Below are 18,420 nucleotides of genomic sequence, written 5' to 3'. Positions count from 1 at the left end.
ATTTACCCTGTCAAATCCATAAAAATATAGCGGGTGCTCCAGTGATATGTTTTTCTTAGTCCCGTACCACAAAATTGATGTTGTCCACACCCGTATTTCCTGTTTTGGCATTGTAGGCATAGACCGTGATTTGGTAATATCCTGCTTCTTGGATTTCCAAACGGCCATCAAAAGTATTCTGTGCTGGATTGCTAAGAGTTATTTCCCCAAAGGATTCACCATCTTTTTTCACAAGAGCCTTTACTTCCGTAAGATCGGAATCCCAAATACCGCCTTTTTCGATTGGGCAACCGCACATCATCACAATATTGGCCTCTATATGCAAACCTGATTTGGAGACGGATTCCAAAGGAATATACTGATGTGTGTTGGGTCTCAATATATCGACTACAAAGCCAGGTATTTCCAGTACAAGACCATCACCCAAAATATCCTTGCCAGGAAGCATCCAAAGTTCTGTGCTGGCCTGTACCCGTGCATTTTTCCTGTGGGCCGGCGATAGCACTTCGACCCTTACAAAGGTGGGTTCGTCCAAATCCAAAACCGCCAAGAAGCCTGCCGTTTTATCATCTGTGAGTTGGGTGTACCTTTCATGGGCACTTTTCATGATCAAATTGGTATTGCCAGTACTGCCCGTGGTCTCTCCTTCTGCCATGATCTCACCGTTCAGGGTATTGCGAACAATCACATATGCCCCTCCTATGGAACTTCCAACAAACTTGGCATCCTTGGCCTTGGCCCGTACCATAAGTTTGGTCTCCGTGGCGGACACTTTGAAACAAATTGAAAGTAATGCAAGAATGAGGATTGATTTTTTCATGGTGATTATTTTTTCAATCCTAAACTTACTGTTTTTTGTGCTTTTTTTAGGTCAGAAAAGATATTAAAACCCGTTTTGGCAGCATAACTCAAGCTGTTTTTCTGGAGTAAAGTCTTTGGAGTTCGGTATCGGCGGCTTCAATAAGTGTTTTGAAGTGGTTGGAGTCTTTTTTAGGGCATGATTGGGCCAATTGGAACTTAGAACTTTCAATGAGTCTTTGGCAATAGGATATCTGCTCTGGTAAGGGGCATTTGCATATGGTATTGCCATACAGATGATCCAATTGGTGCAAACTGGGTTTTGGGGAACTATTTTTAAACAACTTGAACATAAAAACTAAACGAATAACAGGATTCATTAAAGTTTCCTCAAAAACCAAGCCACAAGCTTTTGCTTTACTTGTCTTCCTCGCGAAGCATGAATCCTCTACGGCTTACATTTACAATGCTCAACCTAGGGTCTTTGCCCAGATGTTTGCGCAAATGGGATATAAAAACATTAAGACTTTTTTTGTTGAAGTAATCGTTCTTGTCCCATATCGTGGTCAAAATTTCCTTATGGGTACACAACTGGTTTTTGTTCTTTGCCAATAGGGCCAAAAGGTCAAACTCCTTTCCGGTCAACTTTATGGGAGTTCCCTTATAATTGAGTTCAAAATTATCCATGTTAAGTACATAATCCCCGATCTGGTATTGGGAAACATGCTCTTCCTCCTCCCTGTCACTGACCAACCGGGATAGCAGAGCATTGATACGTACTACGAGTTCCTCCTCGTCAATCGGTTTTTTAAGGTAATCTACGGCACCTAACGAAAATCCTTTTAAAACATCGATTTTCAGGGAACGGGCCGTTAAAAAAATAAAGGGCAGCTCTGGGTTGATGCTCTTAATTTTTTGGGACAGTTCAAATCCGTCCATATCCGGGAGCATTACATCCAAGATCGCTAGATCAAAAACATTGGTCTTAGTTTTGATGATGGCCTCTTTTGCATCTTTGGCCCACGTTACCGTAAACCCCTTCATCCCTAAATATTCCGATAACAGGTATCCCAAGGCATTGTCGTCCTCTACCAAAATCAATTTAAACTTTTTATCCATTTTTGGTCAATTTTAGGGACAAGGTAAACGTGGTTCCGTGTCCCAGTTCGCTATCCACCGTTATTGTTCCACGGTGCATTTTAATGATTTTTTTTACATAGTACAGACCTAGGCCGTATCCTTTTACCTTATGTAGGTCCCCGTTCTTTACCCGATGATATTTTCGGAAGATTTTATTGATCTCTTCTTTCGCAATACCCTGACCATTGTCCGATATGCTGATGAGAAGTCTTTCTTTTCGGGTATGGGCTTTTAGCGAAATTTCAGGCTGTTCCGAATACTTTCGGGCATTTTCCAGCAAATTTCCGATTACATTCTCCAAATGGAACTTCTCTGCCCTTATTGGATATGGGCCCTCATCCAATTGGAAATCAAAAGAAATCCCATCGTGTTCGGCAAGCAGGGCAAAGCCCTCACAGATCCGCTGTAAATCGGGCCTAAAATCAATCACCTGAAACTGCAGCAGATTTTTACCCGATTCCATACTGGCCAATTCCAAGACTTTATCAATATGTTTTTTAAGCCTATCGGACTCTGTGCGGATGAGCTGCACCACGGATTTCTTGTCTTCTGGAACTTCTTCTTCCAAGATTTTACTGGCCAATCCAATAGAAAAAACCGGGGTTTTGAGCTCATGGGTCAGGTTGTTGATGAAGTCGTTGGTCGTGGTTATGACACTTCTTTGTAAATAGAAGGATTTAAGAACCCATATCACTATTACAATGATGGTCAATAAAAAAATAAGCCCTGGGATAATCAAACCGCGTAACTGTCCCAAAAAATAATTGTTCAGGTCCTCAAAACCAATTTCCAAAACTATTTCTTTTTGAAGCAAATTGGGCAAGTAGCCACTGACTACGATAGGAAAGGTCAAATCCTCCTTTGAGTCCACGTGTGGCCTTATTGAACTTAAATAGGTAATGGAATCCCTGGAATACAGAGTATATGAAAAAGGGGCATCGATTCCGGAAACACCCAATTGGTAGGAGATGTAATCGTTCAAGTAGTACTGGGAAGCCTTTTCCAGACTATCAAGCCCTATTTTTACTTCGGACGTATCCTTTCTTATGGCTTTTCCCAACGTATAGGTCAGCGTGTTCACTTCCGATAGTTCGCCATTGATGTTTTCGCGTGCTTTGTCTATCTTATCGGAAAATTGATTTTTTGCCAAGACCAATCCCACCCTCAAATATTGGTATTGGACCACCAAAAGGCCAACAACGGCAATCACAAAAACAACAACGTATAGGGTCCTCTTGGTCAGCATACCGCTAAATAAACAAAAAATCATCAGCTATTTACAGAATGGTTAACCCTATTAGTCTTTCATTAATCTTTTTGATCTTTCGTTAATCCCTACGGATCAAACTAGCCCCTATATTAGTACCCGAGTTTAGTTAGAACAAGTTTAGTAGCGAATCAACAAAAACCGGCCTGTTTAGGCCGGTTTTTGCTTTGGGGCACTTCGGTGTTTTTTATTTAAGGACATTGGCATTTATAAAGTCGACATATCCCCTATCTTTGCAGTCCAAATTTTATGCATGATAAGTTTTTTTCAAAAGAAAATTTATTTGGCCGATTACTTGCACGGTCTTGTGGACATCCATAACCATATTCTGCCCGGTATTGATGATGGCGCCAAGACTGTTGAGGAATCCATAGCACTTATCGAAGCTTTTTCCGCATTCGGGGTCACCAATTTTATTTGTTCCCCACATATTATGCACAATCACTATGATAATACTCCCAGGACCATCCATAAGGCCTATGTTGAGCTTTCGGAAGCTTTGAAAAAAAAGGGATTGTCCACCATCAATTTAGGATACTCTGCGGAACATATGATCGATGATAATTTTGAAAACATATTGGCCGACGGAAAAGTGGTCCCTCTCAAAAAGGAATACTTGCTTGTGGAAATGTCGTACTTGCAACCTTCTTTCAATTTTGAGCTTTCTATTGACAAGATTGCAAGGCATAAATATTTTCCGATTTTGGCCCATCCCGAACGGTACGTGTACTATCACGGAAAATATGGCAAGTACCACAAAATGAAAAACAGTGGGATTTTGTTCCAGCTAAATTTACTTTCCCTTACATCCGAATCCTATGGGCCAGAGGTCCAAAAAATAGCGGAAAAAATGCTGAAGGATGACCTTATCGATTATGTAGGGACCGATGTCCACAATATGAGGCAACTACAATTATTAAAGGAAATTAAGGTTTCCAAAAAAGTATTGAACAGATTGCTTCCGATTATCGATCATACCATTCAATCTTTCTATTGATCTAGCTAGCTACGAAAAATTCCACCATTTTTTGATTGTCTTGCCGTAACCGTAGCCATACTTTCCACCGTAACCAAGATTGGATTGCTTTACATTGTTTACCACAAATGACAATCCTTTAAGCTTGCCTTCTGTCTTCAATCGTTTTGGGAATTCCAAAACTTTGGTTTCGGTCACCCCTGCCTTTACCACATAGAGTACTTGACTTGCATATTCGCTTATCAGCAAAGTGTCTGTTACCACCATCAAAGGAGCAGTATCAACAATCACATAGTCATAGATTTCCGAAACATCCTTGAACAGTTTTTCAATCCGTTCGCTCATCAATAACTCTGTTGGGTTCGGTGGTATTTTACCGGAGAAGATAATGTCTATTTCGTTCGAGTTTACTTGGGTGGGGACAATAATGTCCTTCAATCCAATGGTATCATCGTACAAGTATTCCGTTAGCCCAGTTTTGACGGTTCGTTTTGGTTTTACTTTTGAGTTGCCCTCATTTCCTAAGTCTTCCGTAAAGAAGTTGTACAGTTTTGGATTTCGTATATCACCTCCAATGAGCAACACCTTTTTACCAGTATTTGCATAGATGGCAGCCAAATTGGACGAAACAAAAGTCTTACCCTCCCCAGGCACACTGGAGGTTACAAATATGATATTGTCCGTAGCCGATTTCTTGGACCTTTGAACATAATTAATGTTGGTTCGGAGTATACGCAAAGATTCCGCCAGCACAGAGCGATCTTCTTTCTTCACCAATTTTGCTTCCTTTTTGCCAAGCTTTGGGATTTCCACAAGAACCGGGATTCCTTGAACGTGTTTTTCAAGATCCATTTTGTTGTGCACTTTGTTGTCCAATAACTGACCTGCATAAATAATGGAAAAGGGCAAGAGCATACCCAATACTATGGCTGCTAAATATACCATTCTACCATTGGGCGATACTGGCCTATTGGAGCCATATGCCGAATCTATTATCTTGGATTTTGGAGAAGCCGATGCAAAGGTTATTTGTGACTCTTCCCGTTTTTGAAGCAGGTAAAGATATAGTGATTCCGTGGTCTGTTGCTTTCTTGATATGTCCCTCAAAGCTCTTTCGTTGCTAGGGGCCGCATATATCCTAGAATTGATCTGAGATAGCTGTTTGCTCAAACTGTTGACCCGGAGATTGAGATTATTGGTGACATTGTTCAAACTGGACTGCATTCCTTTTTTCAATGTTTCCAACTGCTGGTCCAATTGAACGATCACGGGGTTTTTTTCATTGGAACTTTCCAACATTCGTTTTCGCTGGGCGACCAATTGATTATATTGCTCCGCAGAGTTTGCTATCCCGGGATCGGAAATTCCAACATTGGAAGGGATGATTTCATAACCTTCTTGATTGGAAATCAAATCTTTCATGGAACTGGCAATATTCAGCTGGATACTTGCATCCTGCAGTTGTTGTTCTCCAATTGTACTTTGTTCAAAAGTCACATTGGCCTGCGATCCAAGATCTGTAATCCCCCTACTCGATTTAAAGTTTTCGGCAGTCTCATCCGCACTTGAAAGTGTACTGTAGATCTCACTGATTCGGTCATTGATAAATTGGGTGGTCCTGTCCGCTATTTCTTTCTTATCGTTGACTGCGTTTGTATTGTTGATTTCGATAAGATTATCGATTACATCTACGGCCCTTTCCTGAACATGATCGGTCAATGAGATGTTTATGATATTGGAGAACTTGCTATCTGCCGCATTGATCACCATCCTGTTTCTATAGGCATCGGCCACCAAAGGAATCGGGTTTACGATAATCCTCAGTCTTTTCCTTTTATAACGTGCTATCTCATCGGTCGGAATCAATATAATGTCCCCGATTTTTGTATGAATATTGCTTCCGAACGTATACTTTTTGAAGGATGCATCCTCTTCTTCCGCATATCCAAAATCGTTTTCGGAGATAATATCAATGAAGAATTCGTGTTTGGATCGGTTCACAATGGAATCGGCTGCGATAAAGTTTATGGTGAACGGGTATTCTTTCTCACCATATAGTTCTTTACTTTTTATATTGCCCGTAACAAAATACCTAATGTTAAGCCTTAGTCTTCTTACCAAGCTCACATAATTGTCCCTTGCGTTCAGAATTTCGACCTCATCCTCAATTTTGGCCTTACCACCCGAAAAAATATCCAAGTCTTCCAAAACGCTGAGCTCGGAAGATGCATTTCTATCCTCCAAAATTTGGATTTTGGCGGAAGCTACGTATTCCGGTGTTGCATACCGTAAATACAAGTGGGCAAGCACCAATGCAATAATGGTGCATATGGCAAACCATTTCCATTTTTTAAGATAAACGGAGATGGTTTCTTTTAAATCAAATTCTCTACCAGAACTGTTGGTTGCTGAATCGCTCATGTAATGATTTAATTTGGGGCTTAAGCTGTTTTTAATTTCTGGTCAAAAGTACAACAGTCGAGGTAACCAGTACCGAAATTATTGAAACCGCAATAGAGGCTCTTTGGTCCAGATTGGATGCGGTCTTTCCGGATTTGTTGGGTTCCACATATACCACATCGTTCTGGGTAAGATAATATACCGGTGACTCCAAGGCTTCCTTACTGTTCAGGTTTATCCTGTTGTACACTTTGGTACCATCAAAATCCCTGATTACCATAATATTGTCGCGCCTACCTTTGATATTGATATCCCCAGCGTATCCCAAGGCTTCCATTATCGTAATCTGTTCGCCGTTTATTGGATACGTTCCTGGACGGTTCACTGCCCCCAAAACTGTTACGGTAAAATTCTTGATGCGAATATTGATTATGGGGTTGACCAAATAATCAGATAATTTCTCTTCCAAAAGCTTTTGGGTTTCAGCGGGAGAAAGTCCGGCTATCTTGATCTTGCCAATTACCGGAAAATCAATCTCACCATTTTTGTCTACCAAATAATCCACCTGCTCCGGCCTCATTCCGCCTTCTTGTGCGCCTCGATATAAGTTGAACGGGGCACTGGCTTCTGGATCCAGTACGGAAACATGTATGCTCAAAAGGTCGTCTACTTTAAATTTTGTGGAAAAAGTGTTGTCGTCCACCAAGGTTTCAAACTGGGTGGCATCTTGAAAATATACCACATCTTTGGACGAGGTACAGGAAAAAAGCAAACATGCGATTCCCAAATAGCAAATGAATCTAAATTGGTTCATTGGTTTGTACATAATTTAGTTGTTGAATTGAGGAAGTCCAATGTCCGAGGTTTTTTTTAATTCTTCGGTTGGATTCTTTTTGTCCAATTTACAAAAATCGGAATTGTTTGAAATGTATTCGGGCACTATACTTTTCATTAGCTGCACCACATTGTCCTTAAAGAAAAGGTTTGATATGCACAATTCGTCTATCATTGTCCTTATTTTAGGGTAATCGATCTCCCTTACCTTGCTAATCATTATCTTATCGTGATAGGTGGGCAAAGTATTCTCCCCGTTGGCCAAAAGTTCTTCATAAAGCTTCTCGCCCGGTCTTAGGCCTGTTATCTTTATATCGATATCATCTGGATAATGCAATCCGGAAAGCCGTATCATATTTTTGGCCAAATCCATAATTTTCACGGATTCGCCCATATCAAAGATAAAAATCTCACCTCCCTTGCCCATGGCTCCTGCTTCCAACACCAACTGAGATGCTTCCGGAATAGTCATAAAATACCTTGTAATGTCCTTATGGGTAACGGTAAGCGGTCCGCCTTTCTCAATTTGCTTTCTAAACAATGGTATCACAGATCCGTTGGAACCTAGTACATTCCCAAAACGGGTGGTAATGAACTTGGTTTTTCCCTCTTGCTGTCTGCAACTGATGTACATTTCCGCAATACGCTTGGTCGCTCCCATTATATTGGTGGGATTAACAGCCTTATCAGTCGATACAAAAACAAATTTCTCCACATCGTATTCCACAGATAGGTCCACTATGGTCTTTGTTCCGGCAACATTTATTTTTACGGCTTCGTATGGGTTTTGTTCCATTAACGGTACATGTTTGTAGGCCGCAGCATGGAAAATTCTATCCGGTTGGTGCTGCTCGAACAAAACACGCATTTTATTTTTGTCGCGGATATCACTTACAATAGGTATAAAATTGAAAAAGCCCGCTTGTTTAAGCTCTTGTTGAAGGTCGTAAAGGGCGGACTCTGCTTGATCTATAACAATCAACGAACGATAATTGTATTTGCATATCTGCCTTACAAGCTCACTCCCTATGGAACCTGCGCCGCCAGTAACCATGATGACCTTGTCATCAAAATCCTTCATGACTTTGCTATTCTTTATCTCAATGGGCGGTCTGTCCAACAAATCTTCTATCTGTACGCGTTTAATCTGGGACACCTTTAGTTCCCCATTTATCCAATCTTCAACAGGTGGTACTATTTTCACCTTGACCGGAAGGTCAACAACACCGTTTACCAAAGTTCTCAACTGCTTTGGGCTAATACTTTGAATGGAAAAAATTACCTCGGAAATGTTGTTGAACTTTATAAAATCCTCGGTAAGGATAGATTTGTCATAAACCTTTACCCCGTTGATCTGCTTTCCTACCTTTTGATGGTTATTGTCCACGAAACCAATGACCTTGACCCCCATTTTGGAGTGATTGGTCAATGTATTGTAAGTAATGATTCCTGACTCTCCGGCACCGTAAATTATCAGATTTTTTGATGGTGCTTGACCAGTGTTCATCATTGCTTCAAAACATATTTTAAAAACATATCGTGAAGTAGCAAGTGTAATGAAGGTCAATAAACTATTAATGATAATAATTGACAATGGAATGGTAAATCCATCCACTACGTTAAGATACCTGTTCACCAAGACCACGGCTATGGCGCCTATACTGGCCATACACACCCCATTAAAAATGGCGTAAACATCCTTTATTCCGGTATGCCTTACAACTCCCTTGTAACTTCCAGAGATCAAAAAGGCCCCTAAAAATAATAGCACCACAACGGGCAACTGGGTCCATAAATGTTGAACTTCAAAATTGAAACTCAAATTAAACCTAATGAAATAGGCCAAAATGAATGAAACGGCAACAATACAAAGATCGATCATCAACACCGTCCATTTGGATGCATATCGTCTGCCCTTTCTATAAAAGTATTCTTTGATCATTTCAATTGGTTTTTAATAATGTTGCAAATTCTCTCTACATCATCCTTTAAAAGATTGGAACCGCTTGGCAAACACAGACCCTTTTCAAAAAGGTTCTCGCTTACCCCATTTACAAATGATCGTGATTTTTCAAAGATTGGCTGCAAATGCATTGGTTTCCATAATGGTCGTGATTCTATGTTCTCTTGCTCGAGAGCATTTCTTAGTTTTTCCCTTACTGCAAAGGAAGGAGTCAAGATACAGGTGAGCCATCTGTTGGAAAAAGACCCTTCTGGCTCATCTAGAAAAGCAATCTCTTCAATATCCTTTAATGCTTCCTTGTAATATTCAAAATTGTTCCGCCTTGCTTCGACCCGGTCATCCAGTACTTCCATCTGTCCCCTCCCTATACCGGCCAGAACATTGCTCATCCTGTAATTATATCCAATATGCGAATGCTGGTAATGTGGAGCATTGTCCCTTGCTTGGGTGGCAAGAAAAACTGCTTTTTCTTTCATTTTTTGGTCCCGGCAAATCAACGCGCCGCCACCAGAAGTGGTAATGATCTTGTTTCCGTTAAAGGATAAGATGCCCATTTCTCCTAGGGTACCGCACTTAAAACCTTTGTAACTACTGCCAAGAGCTTCGGCACTATCTTCCACTACAGGAATATCATATTTGGTGGAAATGGCTTTTATTTCGTTTACTGAATACGGCATACCATATAAATGTACCGCCACGATGGCCTTGGGTTTTTTACCTTCCTTCAATCTATTTTTTATGGCATCCTCCAGTAACTCGGGACAGATGTTCCAAGTTTTGACCTCACTATCCACAAAAATGGGTGTTGCGCCCAGATAAACGATTGGATTGGCAGATGCCGAAAACGTAAAACTTTGACAAAGGACCTCGTCTCCATGACCTACTCCCAAAAGTTCCAGTGCCAAATGTATTGCCGCGGTACCAGAGCTCAAACAGGCAGCGTACGAATTGTTTCCAATATAATCAGTGATGCTTTTTTCGAAATTTTGAACATTGGGTCCCAGTGGGGCAATCCAATTGGTATCGAATGCTTCCTGCACATAGCGTTGCTCATGCGTTCCTATGTGCGGGGGGGATAACCAGATTTTTTCTGAGATTGTGGTTTCCATTTATTAGTTTAGGGTTATAAGTAGGAGAGCTTTAATGCTCTAGAGTAAAAGTACATAGTTAAACTTGGCCCACACTCCATTTGCAATCACAATTCGCCGAAGGTTTGAAAAATTCGATTAAGTGTTCAAATGCTGTATTAATTAAGGATTTCCCAAAAAAAGCCAGTTCGATGAGCTTCATTTTTAATTCGTCCACTCAACAATTTTACTATTCTAAAAGTTGTGGGAAAACACCTCCTATTATCGGTTAAATGGTAGAGATTTGGGGATGAATTGTTTTTTTTAAAATATAAATACAGCATTGCCGTTAGTTTTTTGATATTTGCAAACTGTTCAGGAATTTTAACTTGCCATTAATGAAAAAAATCTCATCTATTTGTTGCATTGGAGCCGGATACGTTGGCGGTCCCACAATGTCGGTAATCGCCAATAAATGCCCCGATATAAGGGTGACCGTGGTCGATATCAATGAAAAAAGAATCGATCTATGGAACCATGAAGACCTTGACCAGCTACCTGTTTACGAACCTGGCCTTGCGGAAATTGTAAAAGAAACCAGAGGGAAGAATCTATTCTTTTCCACAGCTATAGATCAAGCAATTGACGAAGCAGATATGATTTTCATTTCTGTCAATACCCCTACTAAAACTTACGGTAAGGGCAAAGGACAGGCTGCTGATCTAAAGTATATTGAACTATGCGCAAGAAATATTGCCCGTGTAGCCACAAGTGATAAAATTGTAGTGGAAAAGTCAACCCTACCCGTAAGAACAGCTGAAGCCATAAAAAGTATCCTCCATAATACCAATACAAAGAACAATGTAAGTTTTGAGGTGTTGTCCAACCCTGAGTTCTTGGCTGAAGGAACCGCAATCGAAGACCTATTGAATGCGGATCGGGTTTTGATCGGTGGGGATGATACTCCTTCAGGTCAAAAGGCCAAAGACCTTTTGAGCAGTGTCTATGAAAACTGGTTGCCAAAGGAACGTATTTTGCAGACCAATGTTTGGTCTTCAGAACTATCCAAATTGGTGGCCAATGCATTTCTAGCCCAAAGGGTTTCTTCTATCAATTCCATCTCTGCACTTTGTGAAAAAACGGATGCAAATATTGATGAAGTAGCCAATGCCATCGGTTTTGACAGTAGAATTGGGCCAAAATTTCTTAAATCGTCCGTTGGATTCGGAGGTTCCTGTTTTCAAAAAGATATCTTGAATTTGGTATACATTGCCAAAACTTTTGGGTTGCAAGAGGTCGCCGACTATTGGGAACAAGTAATCATCATGAACGATTACCAAAAAACCAGGTTTACCGATAAAATGATTTCCACCATGTTCAATACCGTAGCTGGTAAGAAAATTGTTTTTTACGGATGGGCTTTTAAGAAAGACACAAACGATACCAGAGAGTCCGCTGCAATTTATGTTGCAGACCTTCTTATGGAAGAACAAGCAAATGTGGTTGTGTATGACCCACAGGTCTCTGAAGAAAAAGTATATCAAGACCTCAACTATCTGGGTACCAGAAGCGATGCGGAAAACAGAAACTTGCTTACGGTTACTTCGGAACCTATTGAAGCTTCGGAAGATGCACATGCCATAGCAATTCTCACGGAATGGGACGAATTTAAATCGTACGACTGGGAGAAAATTTATAAGAATATGCTCAAACCGGCATTTGTTTTTGATGGTAGACGTATTCTCGATACAGAAAAAATGAAGGAATTGGGCTTTGATTTTTATAAAATCGGAGAATCCTAGACCGTTCATCAGAATATTAGTAACGCCCCGAGTAATAGCAACTATTCTCGGGGCGTTCTTATTAAAAAGCAATATATTTAAGCCAAGAAAAAAAAATCAAACTTTGAAAATATTAGTCACAGGCGCAGCGGGATTTATAGGCTTTCATGTCTGCCTTTCATTGATTAAAAAAGGGTTTGATGTAGTTGGTCTTGACAACATCAATGAATACTATAGTGTTGATTTAAAATATGCTCGATTATCGGAATTAGGGATAGAAGGCAGCAATACCAAAGCATATAATACTTTAACAGAAAGTAGTATCCATGGCTCCCAATTCAGGTTTGTAAAAATGAATTTAGAGGACAGGGAAGAGTTGCCAAAGCTTTTTGAAAAAGAAAATTTTACCGTGGTATGTTCCCTTGCGGCGCAAGCAGGGGTCAGATATAGTTTAGAAAACCCAGAGGCCTATGTGGATAGCAACATTGTGGGTTTTCTGAATATCTTGGAATGTTGTCGTCACAACCACATAGAACACTTAATTTACGCCAGTAGTTCAAGCGTATATGGCCTTAACGATTCCATACCCTTTTCTGTGGACCAACAGGCAGACAGGCCTGTAAGTTTATACGCAGCCACCAAAAAGAGCAACGAACTCATGGCCCATGCCTATAGTAACCTGTACGGATTAAAAACAACAGGGCTCAGATTCTTTACCGTTTACGGACCATGGGGCAGACCGGACATGGCAATTTATCTTTTTACGGATGCCATCTACAATAACAGGCCTATCAAGGTATTCAATGAAGGGGAAATGGAAAGGGACTTTACCTACATTGACGATATCGTAAACGGTATCTTGGCGATTATCGAAGGTCATGGTAAAAAAATCAATACGGAATCCCTGTACCAAGTGTATAACATAGGTGCAGGAAATCCAGTGAAATTGATGGATTTTATTACCGAAATAGGAAAAGCATTGCAAAAAGAGCCTAAAATAGAATTTATGCCCATGCAAAAAGGGGATGTGGAAAAAACCTGGGCAGATATCGGTCAAATAAAGTCAAAGTATGGGTACCATCCCAACACCACTATTTCTGAAGGAATTCCAAGATTCGTGGATTGGTACAAGAACTATGTTTTGATAGAGAATTAAAAAATTTAGACTCAGTTCTTAAGAGTCAAAAATCTTCACAATCTTAATTTTGTAATGTTTTTAGCACCTCTTTGGTGAACAAATCTGCGCCACTTTCATCCAAATGGTCAAAATCCGCCCAATGTTCTTTTGCTTTCAGAAATTGGAACGAATCCAAATGATATACTCCGATGGAATCTGAGGGAACCGGCTTATAAAAATTTCTATTGTAGGGCACATTTGAATAGTTCTTGACATCCACCAATTTTGGAATATAAATTTTACCCACCTTAATTTCGTTCCGTTTGCATATTTGAATCGCTGACTCAATAAAACTTTCTTGCGATTTTATATTGGTGATAAAATTGTTTTCCACCCATGCCGTGAGCACCAATTTTCTTTTGGCAATTTTTAGGTTGTTAGAAAAAGCGCTGCCATTGATTTCATCTTGGTATAAAAAATCATTCTGGTAAAGGTTGTAGTATTCATCGCTTTTCTTCTTTGTGTTCTCCAATACGGTTTCGTTGTAAATCTTGGTCGATACCGTATCCGTTGCATAGACCACTCCGTATGGCCTTGACAAAAAATTAGAATATTCAAGGTCGGCTTTCGGTTGTTTTTGAAGCATCTTGAAAAAGATATATTCCAAACATAGTTTTGTTTTTTTGAACACAAAACTGATATAATCTGGATTAAATCGTTGACCACCTTCAAAAAGTTCACTCGATGTGTATAGTAGAGGAGTCATTTTATGAAGACCATTGAAAGGGGTTTTTCCTTTTAAAAATATAACCTCCTTGGGGTCTTTATCCTTTATACGCTCCAAAAAATAAAGACCGATTTCGTTCCCGTTGTGGGGAACTCCCATGTTGATGGCACTAATACCGCTTTGCTGTAGTAAGGAATCGTTTATTCCGCCTTGGACAAGGGAAGATCCCAAGAAAACGATACTATTTTCAAGCCTTTTTGGTTCATTATTGATCAAATTCAGATTCCATCCTATTTTTTTGAAGGCCGTATCTTTTGTTTTATAAACCAGAAAATCATCTGAAAAGGTAACCTCGGACAACAAAAAACAGGCCAGTAAAACAATACTGGAAAGAATACCAAGTTGTACCAAAAACTTTCTCATAGCTTAAAATTGAAAGTAAATAAAGTCTTGCTGATTATCCATACAACCAATAATACATAGACATATTACAAAATAGAACGCCCAACGAAACCCAAGTTTCCAGTCTGCGCCCAATCTTTCAAGTGCAAACTTTTCCCTTCTGCCCATCCATTCCACCAACAGGAAAAATAACAGAAAAATAAAAAGTGACCACGGCGCATAATCCAACGGGGCTTGCAGCTGTGAAAATATTCCATAAAGATAGGAGAAGGCATGGTTGAGGTCTTCTGCCCTAAAGAATACCCATGCCAAAATGGTAAGGATAAATGTGACCAAAATCTGTCCCATTTCTTTCCAACTTGGAAAAACAGAATCATTTGCAACAATGTCAATGTTCGCCCTATTCTTTTTGGACAAAAGTAAAGGCAAAAAGTAAATTGCATTAAGTCCACCCCATACAATAAAAGTCCAATTGGCGCCGTGCCAAAAGCCGCTCACCAGAAAAATAATAAATGTATTGCGCACTTTCATCCATAGCCCCCCTCTACTTCCACCAAGGGGAATATAGAGATAATCCCTAAACCATGTAGATAGGGATATATGCCAGCGTCTCCAAAACTCCGCAATGTCTCGGGAAAAATAGGGATAAGCAAAGTTTTGCATCAAATCGAACCCAAAAAGTTTTGATGTACCAATGGCTATATCCGAATAACCAGAGAAGTCACCGTAAATTTGAAATGCGAATAAGAATGCCCCTAAAATGAGCGTGATTCCCCCATGGTCCGCTGAATTGTCAAAAATCAAGTTAACATATTCAGCACACTGATCGGCAATCACCACTTTTTTGAAAAGTCCCCATAAAATCTGTCTTGTGCCATTTACGGCATTCCTATAGCTAAAGCTTCTCTTATCATAAAACTGTGGTAAAAGATTCGTCGCTCTTTCAATGGGTCCGGCAACCAACTGTGGAAAAAAACTGACGAAGGCCAAAAAGGCAACAATATCCTTTGTCGGTTCTAGTTGCCGTTTATACACATCAATGGTATAGCTTAGGGTCTGAAACGTATAAAAACTAATTCCAACGGGCAGGATAATATTCAAAGTATAGCCATCAAACTCATGACCGAAGAAGCTGAAGGCCGACCTAAAGTTCTCCAAAAAGAAATTATAATATTTAAAAAATCCAAGAAAACCAAGGTTTACCACAATACTCAACCAAAGCAGAAACTTCCTTCTTTTTTCATCATTGGTTTTGCCCAGTGCCCTGCCAATGGTATAGTCCACCAAAGAACTGAAGATAATCAAGGACAAGAATCGATAATCCCACCAGCCATAAAAAAGATAACTGGCGAATACGATCAACAGATTCTGAAGTTTTAGACTTTTTTTGGTAACAAACCAGTACAGGAAAAAAACAACAGGGAGGAAAACCGCAAAATCAAAAGAGTTAAATAACATATAACACTAAAAGGCTTGGCTTAGTTGGAACGATATTTTTTTTGAAATATTTTTATCTCCGGCACTTTCAAAAGCAATGAAGAAGATAAATCCTAAAATTCCATTGCAAATAAAATTTATTTCATCCATACAATCACAATTTGATGGGTTACTTATTCGCTAATCGTAAAAAAGTGTGATTTTAAAGAACTATTTTTGACCCAACGAGACGAATATGGATATTCGCTCGTTATTTTTAAAAACCTCTACATATTATAAGAAACCATCAAATGAAAAAAGCATTGATTACTGGGGCTACGGGTCAGGACGGCGCCTATCTAAGTGAATTTTTATTAAAAAAAGGGTATGAAGTACATGGCCTTAAAAGAAGGTCCTCCCTTTTTAACACCGATCGTATAGATCACCTGTATGAAGACCCACACGTCGAAGGCAGAAAATTTATCCTGCATTACGGTGATATGACCGATAGCACCAATTTGATCAGGCTTATTCAAGAAATTCAACCCGACGAGATTTATAATTTGGCGGCCATGAGCCATGTCCAAGTTTCCTTTGAAACACCTGAGTATACGGCAAATGCTGATGGCATCGGCACCTTGCGCATATTGGACGCTGTAAGATTGCTCGGTTTAGGCGATAAAACAAGAATTTATCAGGCTTCCACATCCGAATTGTACGGAAAGGTACAGGAAATACCGCAATCGGAAACCACACCTTTCTATCCCAGAAGCCCCTATGCAGTTGCCAAAATGTACGCTTATTGGATAACGGTAAACTATCGTGAAGCCTATAATATGTATGCCTGTAATGGAATATTGTTCAACCACGAATCGCCGATAAGAGGAGAAACGTTTGTTACCCGTAAAATCACAAGGGCAACGTCTAGAATTGCTTTGGGCCTACAGGATAAACTGTTTTTGGGAAATCTTGATGCACAAAGGGATTGGGGGCATGCCAAGGATTACATAAGAATGATGTGGATGATCTTGCAGGCTGATGAGCCGGAAGATTGGGTCATTGCAACTGGTAAGACAACCCCGGTAAGGGAATTTGTTCGTATGAGTTTTGCCGAAGTAGGTATAGAATTGGAGTTTAAAGGTGTAGGTGTGGATGAAAAAGCTTACGTTAAATCCTGTAGCCTTCCCGAATATCAATTGGAAATTGGAAAAGAGGTTTTGGCAGTAGATCCAAAATATTTTAGACCCACTGAGGTTGATTTGCTCATCGGAGACCCAACAAAAGCTAAAACCAAATTAGGCTGGGTACCGGAGTATGATTTAAATGATCTTGTAAAAGATATGATGCAAAGCGACCTTAAACTAATGCAAAAAGATCAATACCTTAAAGAAGGCGGGTACAGAATTCTTAATTACTTTGAGTAAATGAACAAATCTGACAAGATTTTTGTAGCTGGCCATCGTGGGTTGGTGGGAAGTGCCATTGTGGACAACCTCAGCAAAAAGGGCTATAGTAATTTGGTCGTTCGCACCCGTAAAGAATTGGACCTCAAGGACACCAAAGCGGTGGAAAGGTTTTTTGAAGAAGAAAAACCGGATTATGTGATATTGGCCGCTGCCAAAGTGGGTGGCATTGTGGCCAACAATACCTACAGGGCGGATTTTATATATGAAAATTTGATGATTCAGAACAATGTGATTCATCAAAGCTATATTCACAAAGTAAAAAAACTCCTGTTCTTGGGCAGTACATGCATCTATCCCAAAAATTGCCCCCAACCCATGAAAGAGGACTATTTACTGACAGATGTTCTGGAATATACCAATGAGCCGTACGCTATAGCTAAAATTGCAGGAATAAAAACCTGTGAAAGCTACAATATCCAATATGGGACAAATTTTATATCGGTGATGCCCACCAATTTGTACGGACCCAACGATAATTTTGATTTGGAAAAATCACACGTACTACCGGCACTCATACGAAAAATTCATTTGGGAAAAGCTTTGGAAGAGGACAATTGGGAAATCCTAAAGAAAGACCTCGACTACTTGCCCATTGAAGGTGTGACCGGAAATAGCGGACAAGATCAAATCTTGGCCATTTTGAACAAATACGGTGTAACCAAAACCTCGGAAACGGTAAGTGTGGAAATTTGGGGCAGCGGTAAACCGATGCGGGAATTTTTATGGTCTAGGGAAATGGCGGACGCCTGTGTTTTTATTATGGAAAACCGCGATTTTAAAGACACGTTTGATGATACAAACGAAGTCCGGAACACACACATCAATATCGGAACCGGAAAGGATATTTCCATTGCTGATCTTGCCAATTTGATAAAGAAAGAAATTGGTTTTAAAGGTGAGTTTGTATACAACACCTCAAAACCCGACGGTACAATGAAAAAATTGACCGACGTTTCCAAACTGAATGCTTTGGGTTGGCAACATAAAATCGATATTGAAGAAGGTGTGGCCAAAATGTACGATTGGTACCGCCAAACTTCGAATTAAGCTTTCATAGTTTTAGAAC

At 39.9% G+C, this 18,420-nt stretch carries 14 protein-coding genes; 5 read left to right on the top strand and 9 right to left on the bottom strand.

Features of this window, described 5'->3' with window-relative positions; genetic code table 11:
* Positions 1 to 55: 55 nt before the first annotated feature.
* The 3 genes from SD449_RS00410 to SD449_RS00400 all read right to left on the bottom strand — a co-directional run bounded on the left by SD449_RS00410 (position 56) and on the right by SD449_RS00400 (position 3,208).
* Positions 56 to 820: a hypothetical protein gene (locus SD449_RS00410; RefSeq protein WP_318308130.1), complete on the bottom strand. Its 765-nt coding sequence runs from the start codon at positions 818 to 820 to the stop codon at positions 56 to 58.
* Between the two features lie 395 nt (positions 821 to 1,215).
* Positions 1,216 to 1,917, bottom strand: a complete 702-nt coding sequence (locus SD449_RS00405; RefSeq protein ID WP_318308129.1) for a response regulator transcription factor — start codon at positions 1,915 to 1,917, stop codon at positions 1,216 to 1,218.
* Positions 1,910 to 3,208: a sensor histidine kinase gene (locus SD449_RS00400; RefSeq protein WP_318308128.1), complete on the bottom strand. Its 1,299-nt coding sequence runs from the start codon at positions 3,206 to 3,208 to the stop codon at positions 1,910 to 1,912. The genes SD449_RS00405 and SD449_RS00400 overlap by 8 nt, the downstream gene beginning before the upstream one ends.
* Positions 3,209 to 3,458: 250 nt before the next feature.
* On the opposite strand from SD449_RS00400, the gene SD449_RS00395 reads away from it, so the two are divergent.
* Entirely contained in the window at positions 3,459 to 4,202 is a 744-nt protein-coding gene (locus SD449_RS00395) for a tyrosine-protein phosphatase (protein WP_318308127.1), read from the top strand.
* Positions 4,203 to 4,211: 9 nt separating this feature from the next.
* Here the strand turns inward: SD449_RS00395 and SD449_RS00390 are convergent, their stop codons facing one another.
* The 4 genes from SD449_RS00390 to SD449_RS00375 are packed head-to-tail and all read right to left on the bottom strand — an operon-like array spanning position 4,212 to position 10,487.
* The gene (locus SD449_RS00390) at positions 4,212 to 6,602 is read right to left on the bottom strand and encodes a GumC family protein (protein ID WP_318308126.1); all 2,391 of its coding nucleotides are present in this window, start codon (positions 6,600 to 6,602) and stop codon (positions 4,212 to 4,214) included.
* A 31-nt stretch (positions 6,603 to 6,633) separates the two neighbouring features.
* Positions 6,634 to 7,395, bottom strand: coding sequence for a polysaccharide biosynthesis/export family protein (locus SD449_RS00385; protein ID WP_318308125.1), 762 nt, complete (start codon positions 7,393 to 7,395; stop codon positions 6,634 to 6,636).
* 15 nt (positions 7,396 to 7,410) lie between these two features.
* Positions 7,411 to 9,357 (bottom strand): polysaccharide biosynthesis protein, encoded by a 1,947-nt coding sequence (locus SD449_RS00380; RefSeq protein WP_318308124.1) that lies wholly within the window; start codon positions 9,355 to 9,357, stop codon positions 7,411 to 7,413.
* Positions 9,354 to 10,487, bottom strand: a complete 1,134-nt coding sequence (locus SD449_RS00375) for a DegT/DnrJ/EryC1/StrS family aminotransferase (protein ID WP_318308123.1) — start codon at positions 10,485 to 10,487, stop codon at positions 9,354 to 9,356. The genes SD449_RS00380 and SD449_RS00375 overlap by 4 nt, the downstream gene beginning before the upstream one ends.
* A 356-nt stretch (positions 10,488 to 10,843) precedes the next feature.
* On the opposite strand from SD449_RS00375, the gene SD449_RS00370 reads away from it, so the two are divergent.
* Together SD449_RS00370 and SD449_RS00365 are read left to right on the top strand one after the other, a co-directional pair.
* A complete protein-coding gene (locus SD449_RS00370) occupies positions 10,844 to 12,247 on the top strand; it encodes a nucleotide sugar dehydrogenase (protein WP_318308121.1) in 1,404 nt (467 codons plus the stop codon).
* 103 nt (positions 12,248 to 12,350) lie between these two features.
* Positions 12,351 to 13,382, top strand: a complete 1,032-nt coding sequence (locus tag SD449_RS00365) for an NAD-dependent epimerase/dehydratase family protein (RefSeq protein WP_318308120.1) — start codon at positions 12,351 to 12,353, stop codon at positions 13,380 to 13,382.
* Positions 13,383 to 13,425: 43 nt separating this feature from the next.
* Here SD449_RS00365 and SD449_RS00360 read toward each other — a convergent pair whose 3' ends face one another.
* Together SD449_RS00360 and SD449_RS00355 are read right to left on the bottom strand one after the other, a co-directional pair.
* Positions 13,426 to 14,493 carry a hypothetical protein gene (locus tag SD449_RS00360; protein WP_318308119.1) on the bottom strand — a complete coding sequence of 356 codons (1,068 nt, stop codon included), beginning with the start codon at positions 14,491 to 14,493 and terminating at the stop codon, positions 13,426 to 13,428.
* A 3-nt stretch (positions 14,494 to 14,496) separates the two neighbouring features.
* Positions 14,497 to 15,930 (bottom strand): MBOAT family O-acyltransferase, encoded by a 1,434-nt coding sequence (locus tag SD449_RS00355; protein ID WP_318308118.1) that lies wholly within the window; start codon positions 15,928 to 15,930, stop codon positions 14,497 to 14,499.
* Between the two features lie 269 nt (positions 15,931 to 16,199).
* On the opposite strand from SD449_RS00355, the gene gmd reads away from it, so the two are divergent.
* A complete protein-coding gene (gene gmd / locus SD449_RS00350) occupies positions 16,200 to 17,312 on the top strand; it encodes a GDP-mannose 4,6-dehydratase (RefSeq protein WP_318308117.1) in 1,113 nt (370 codons plus the stop codon).
* Positions 17,313 to 18,401 carry a GDP-L-fucose synthase family protein gene (locus tag SD449_RS00345; RefSeq protein ID WP_318308116.1) on the top strand — a complete coding sequence of 363 codons (1,089 nt, stop codon included), beginning with the start codon at positions 17,313 to 17,315 and terminating at the stop codon, positions 18,399 to 18,401.
* The last annotated feature ends 19 nt before the right edge of the window (positions 18,402 to 18,420 follow it).

Source organism: Flagellimonas crocea (assembly GCF_033441595.1).
In the GTDB taxonomy this organism is placed as follows: domain Bacteria; phylum Bacteroidota; class Bacteroidia; order Flavobacteriales; family Flavobacteriaceae; genus Flagellimonas; species Flagellimonas crocea.
This window is presented reverse-complemented; position numbering and strand designations above follow the sequence as displayed.

Bases quoted from the DNA above. Each gene is read 5' to 3' on its own strand.
- SD449_RS00380 (WP_318308124.1), bottom strand. From the start codon at position 9,357: ATGATCAAAGAATACTTTTATAGAAAGGGCAGACGATATGCATCCAAA.
- gmd (WP_318308117.1), top strand. From the start codon at position 16,200: ATGAAAAAAGCATTGATTACTGGGGCTACGGGTCAGGACGGCGCCTAT.
- SD449_RS00355 (WP_318308118.1), bottom strand. From the start codon at position 15,930: ATGTTATTTAACTCTTTTGATTTTGCGGTTTTCCTCCCTGTTGTTTTT.
- SD449_RS00385 (WP_318308125.1), bottom strand. From the start codon at position 7,395: ATGAACCAATTTAGATTCATTTGCTATTTGGGAATCGCATGTTTGCTT.
- SD449_RS00375 (WP_318308123.1), bottom strand. From the start codon at position 10,487: ATGGAAACCACAATCTCAGAAAAAATCTGGTTATCCCCCCCGCACATA.
- SD449_RS00370 (WP_318308121.1), top strand. From the start codon at position 10,844: ATGAAAAAAATCTCATCTATTTGTTGCATTGGAGCCGGATACGTTGGC.
- SD449_RS00345 (WP_318308116.1), top strand. From the start codon at position 17,313: ATGAACAAATCTGACAAGATTTTTGTAGCTGGCCATCGTGGGTTGGTG.
- SD449_RS00395 (WP_318308127.1), top strand. From the start codon at position 3,459: ATGATAAGTTTTTTTCAAAAGAAAATTTATTTGGCCGATTACTTGCAC.
- SD449_RS00405 (WP_318308129.1), bottom strand. From the start codon at position 1,917: ATGGATAAAAAGTTTAAATTGATTTTGGTAGAGGACGACAATGCCTTG.
- SD449_RS00400 (WP_318308128.1), bottom strand. From the start codon at position 3,208: ATGATTTTTTGTTTATTTAGCGGTATGCTGACCAAGAGGACCCTATAC.
- SD449_RS00360 (WP_318308119.1), bottom strand. From the start codon at position 14,493: ATGAGAAAGTTTTTGGTACAACTTGGTATTCTTTCCAGTATTGTTTTA.
- SD449_RS00410 (WP_318308130.1), bottom strand. From the start codon at position 820: ATGAAAAAATCAATCCTCATTCTTGCATTACTTTCAATTTGTTTCAAA.
- SD449_RS00390 (WP_318308126.1), bottom strand. From the start codon at position 6,602: ATGAGCGATTCAGCAACCAACAGTTCTGGTAGAGAATTTGATTTAAAA.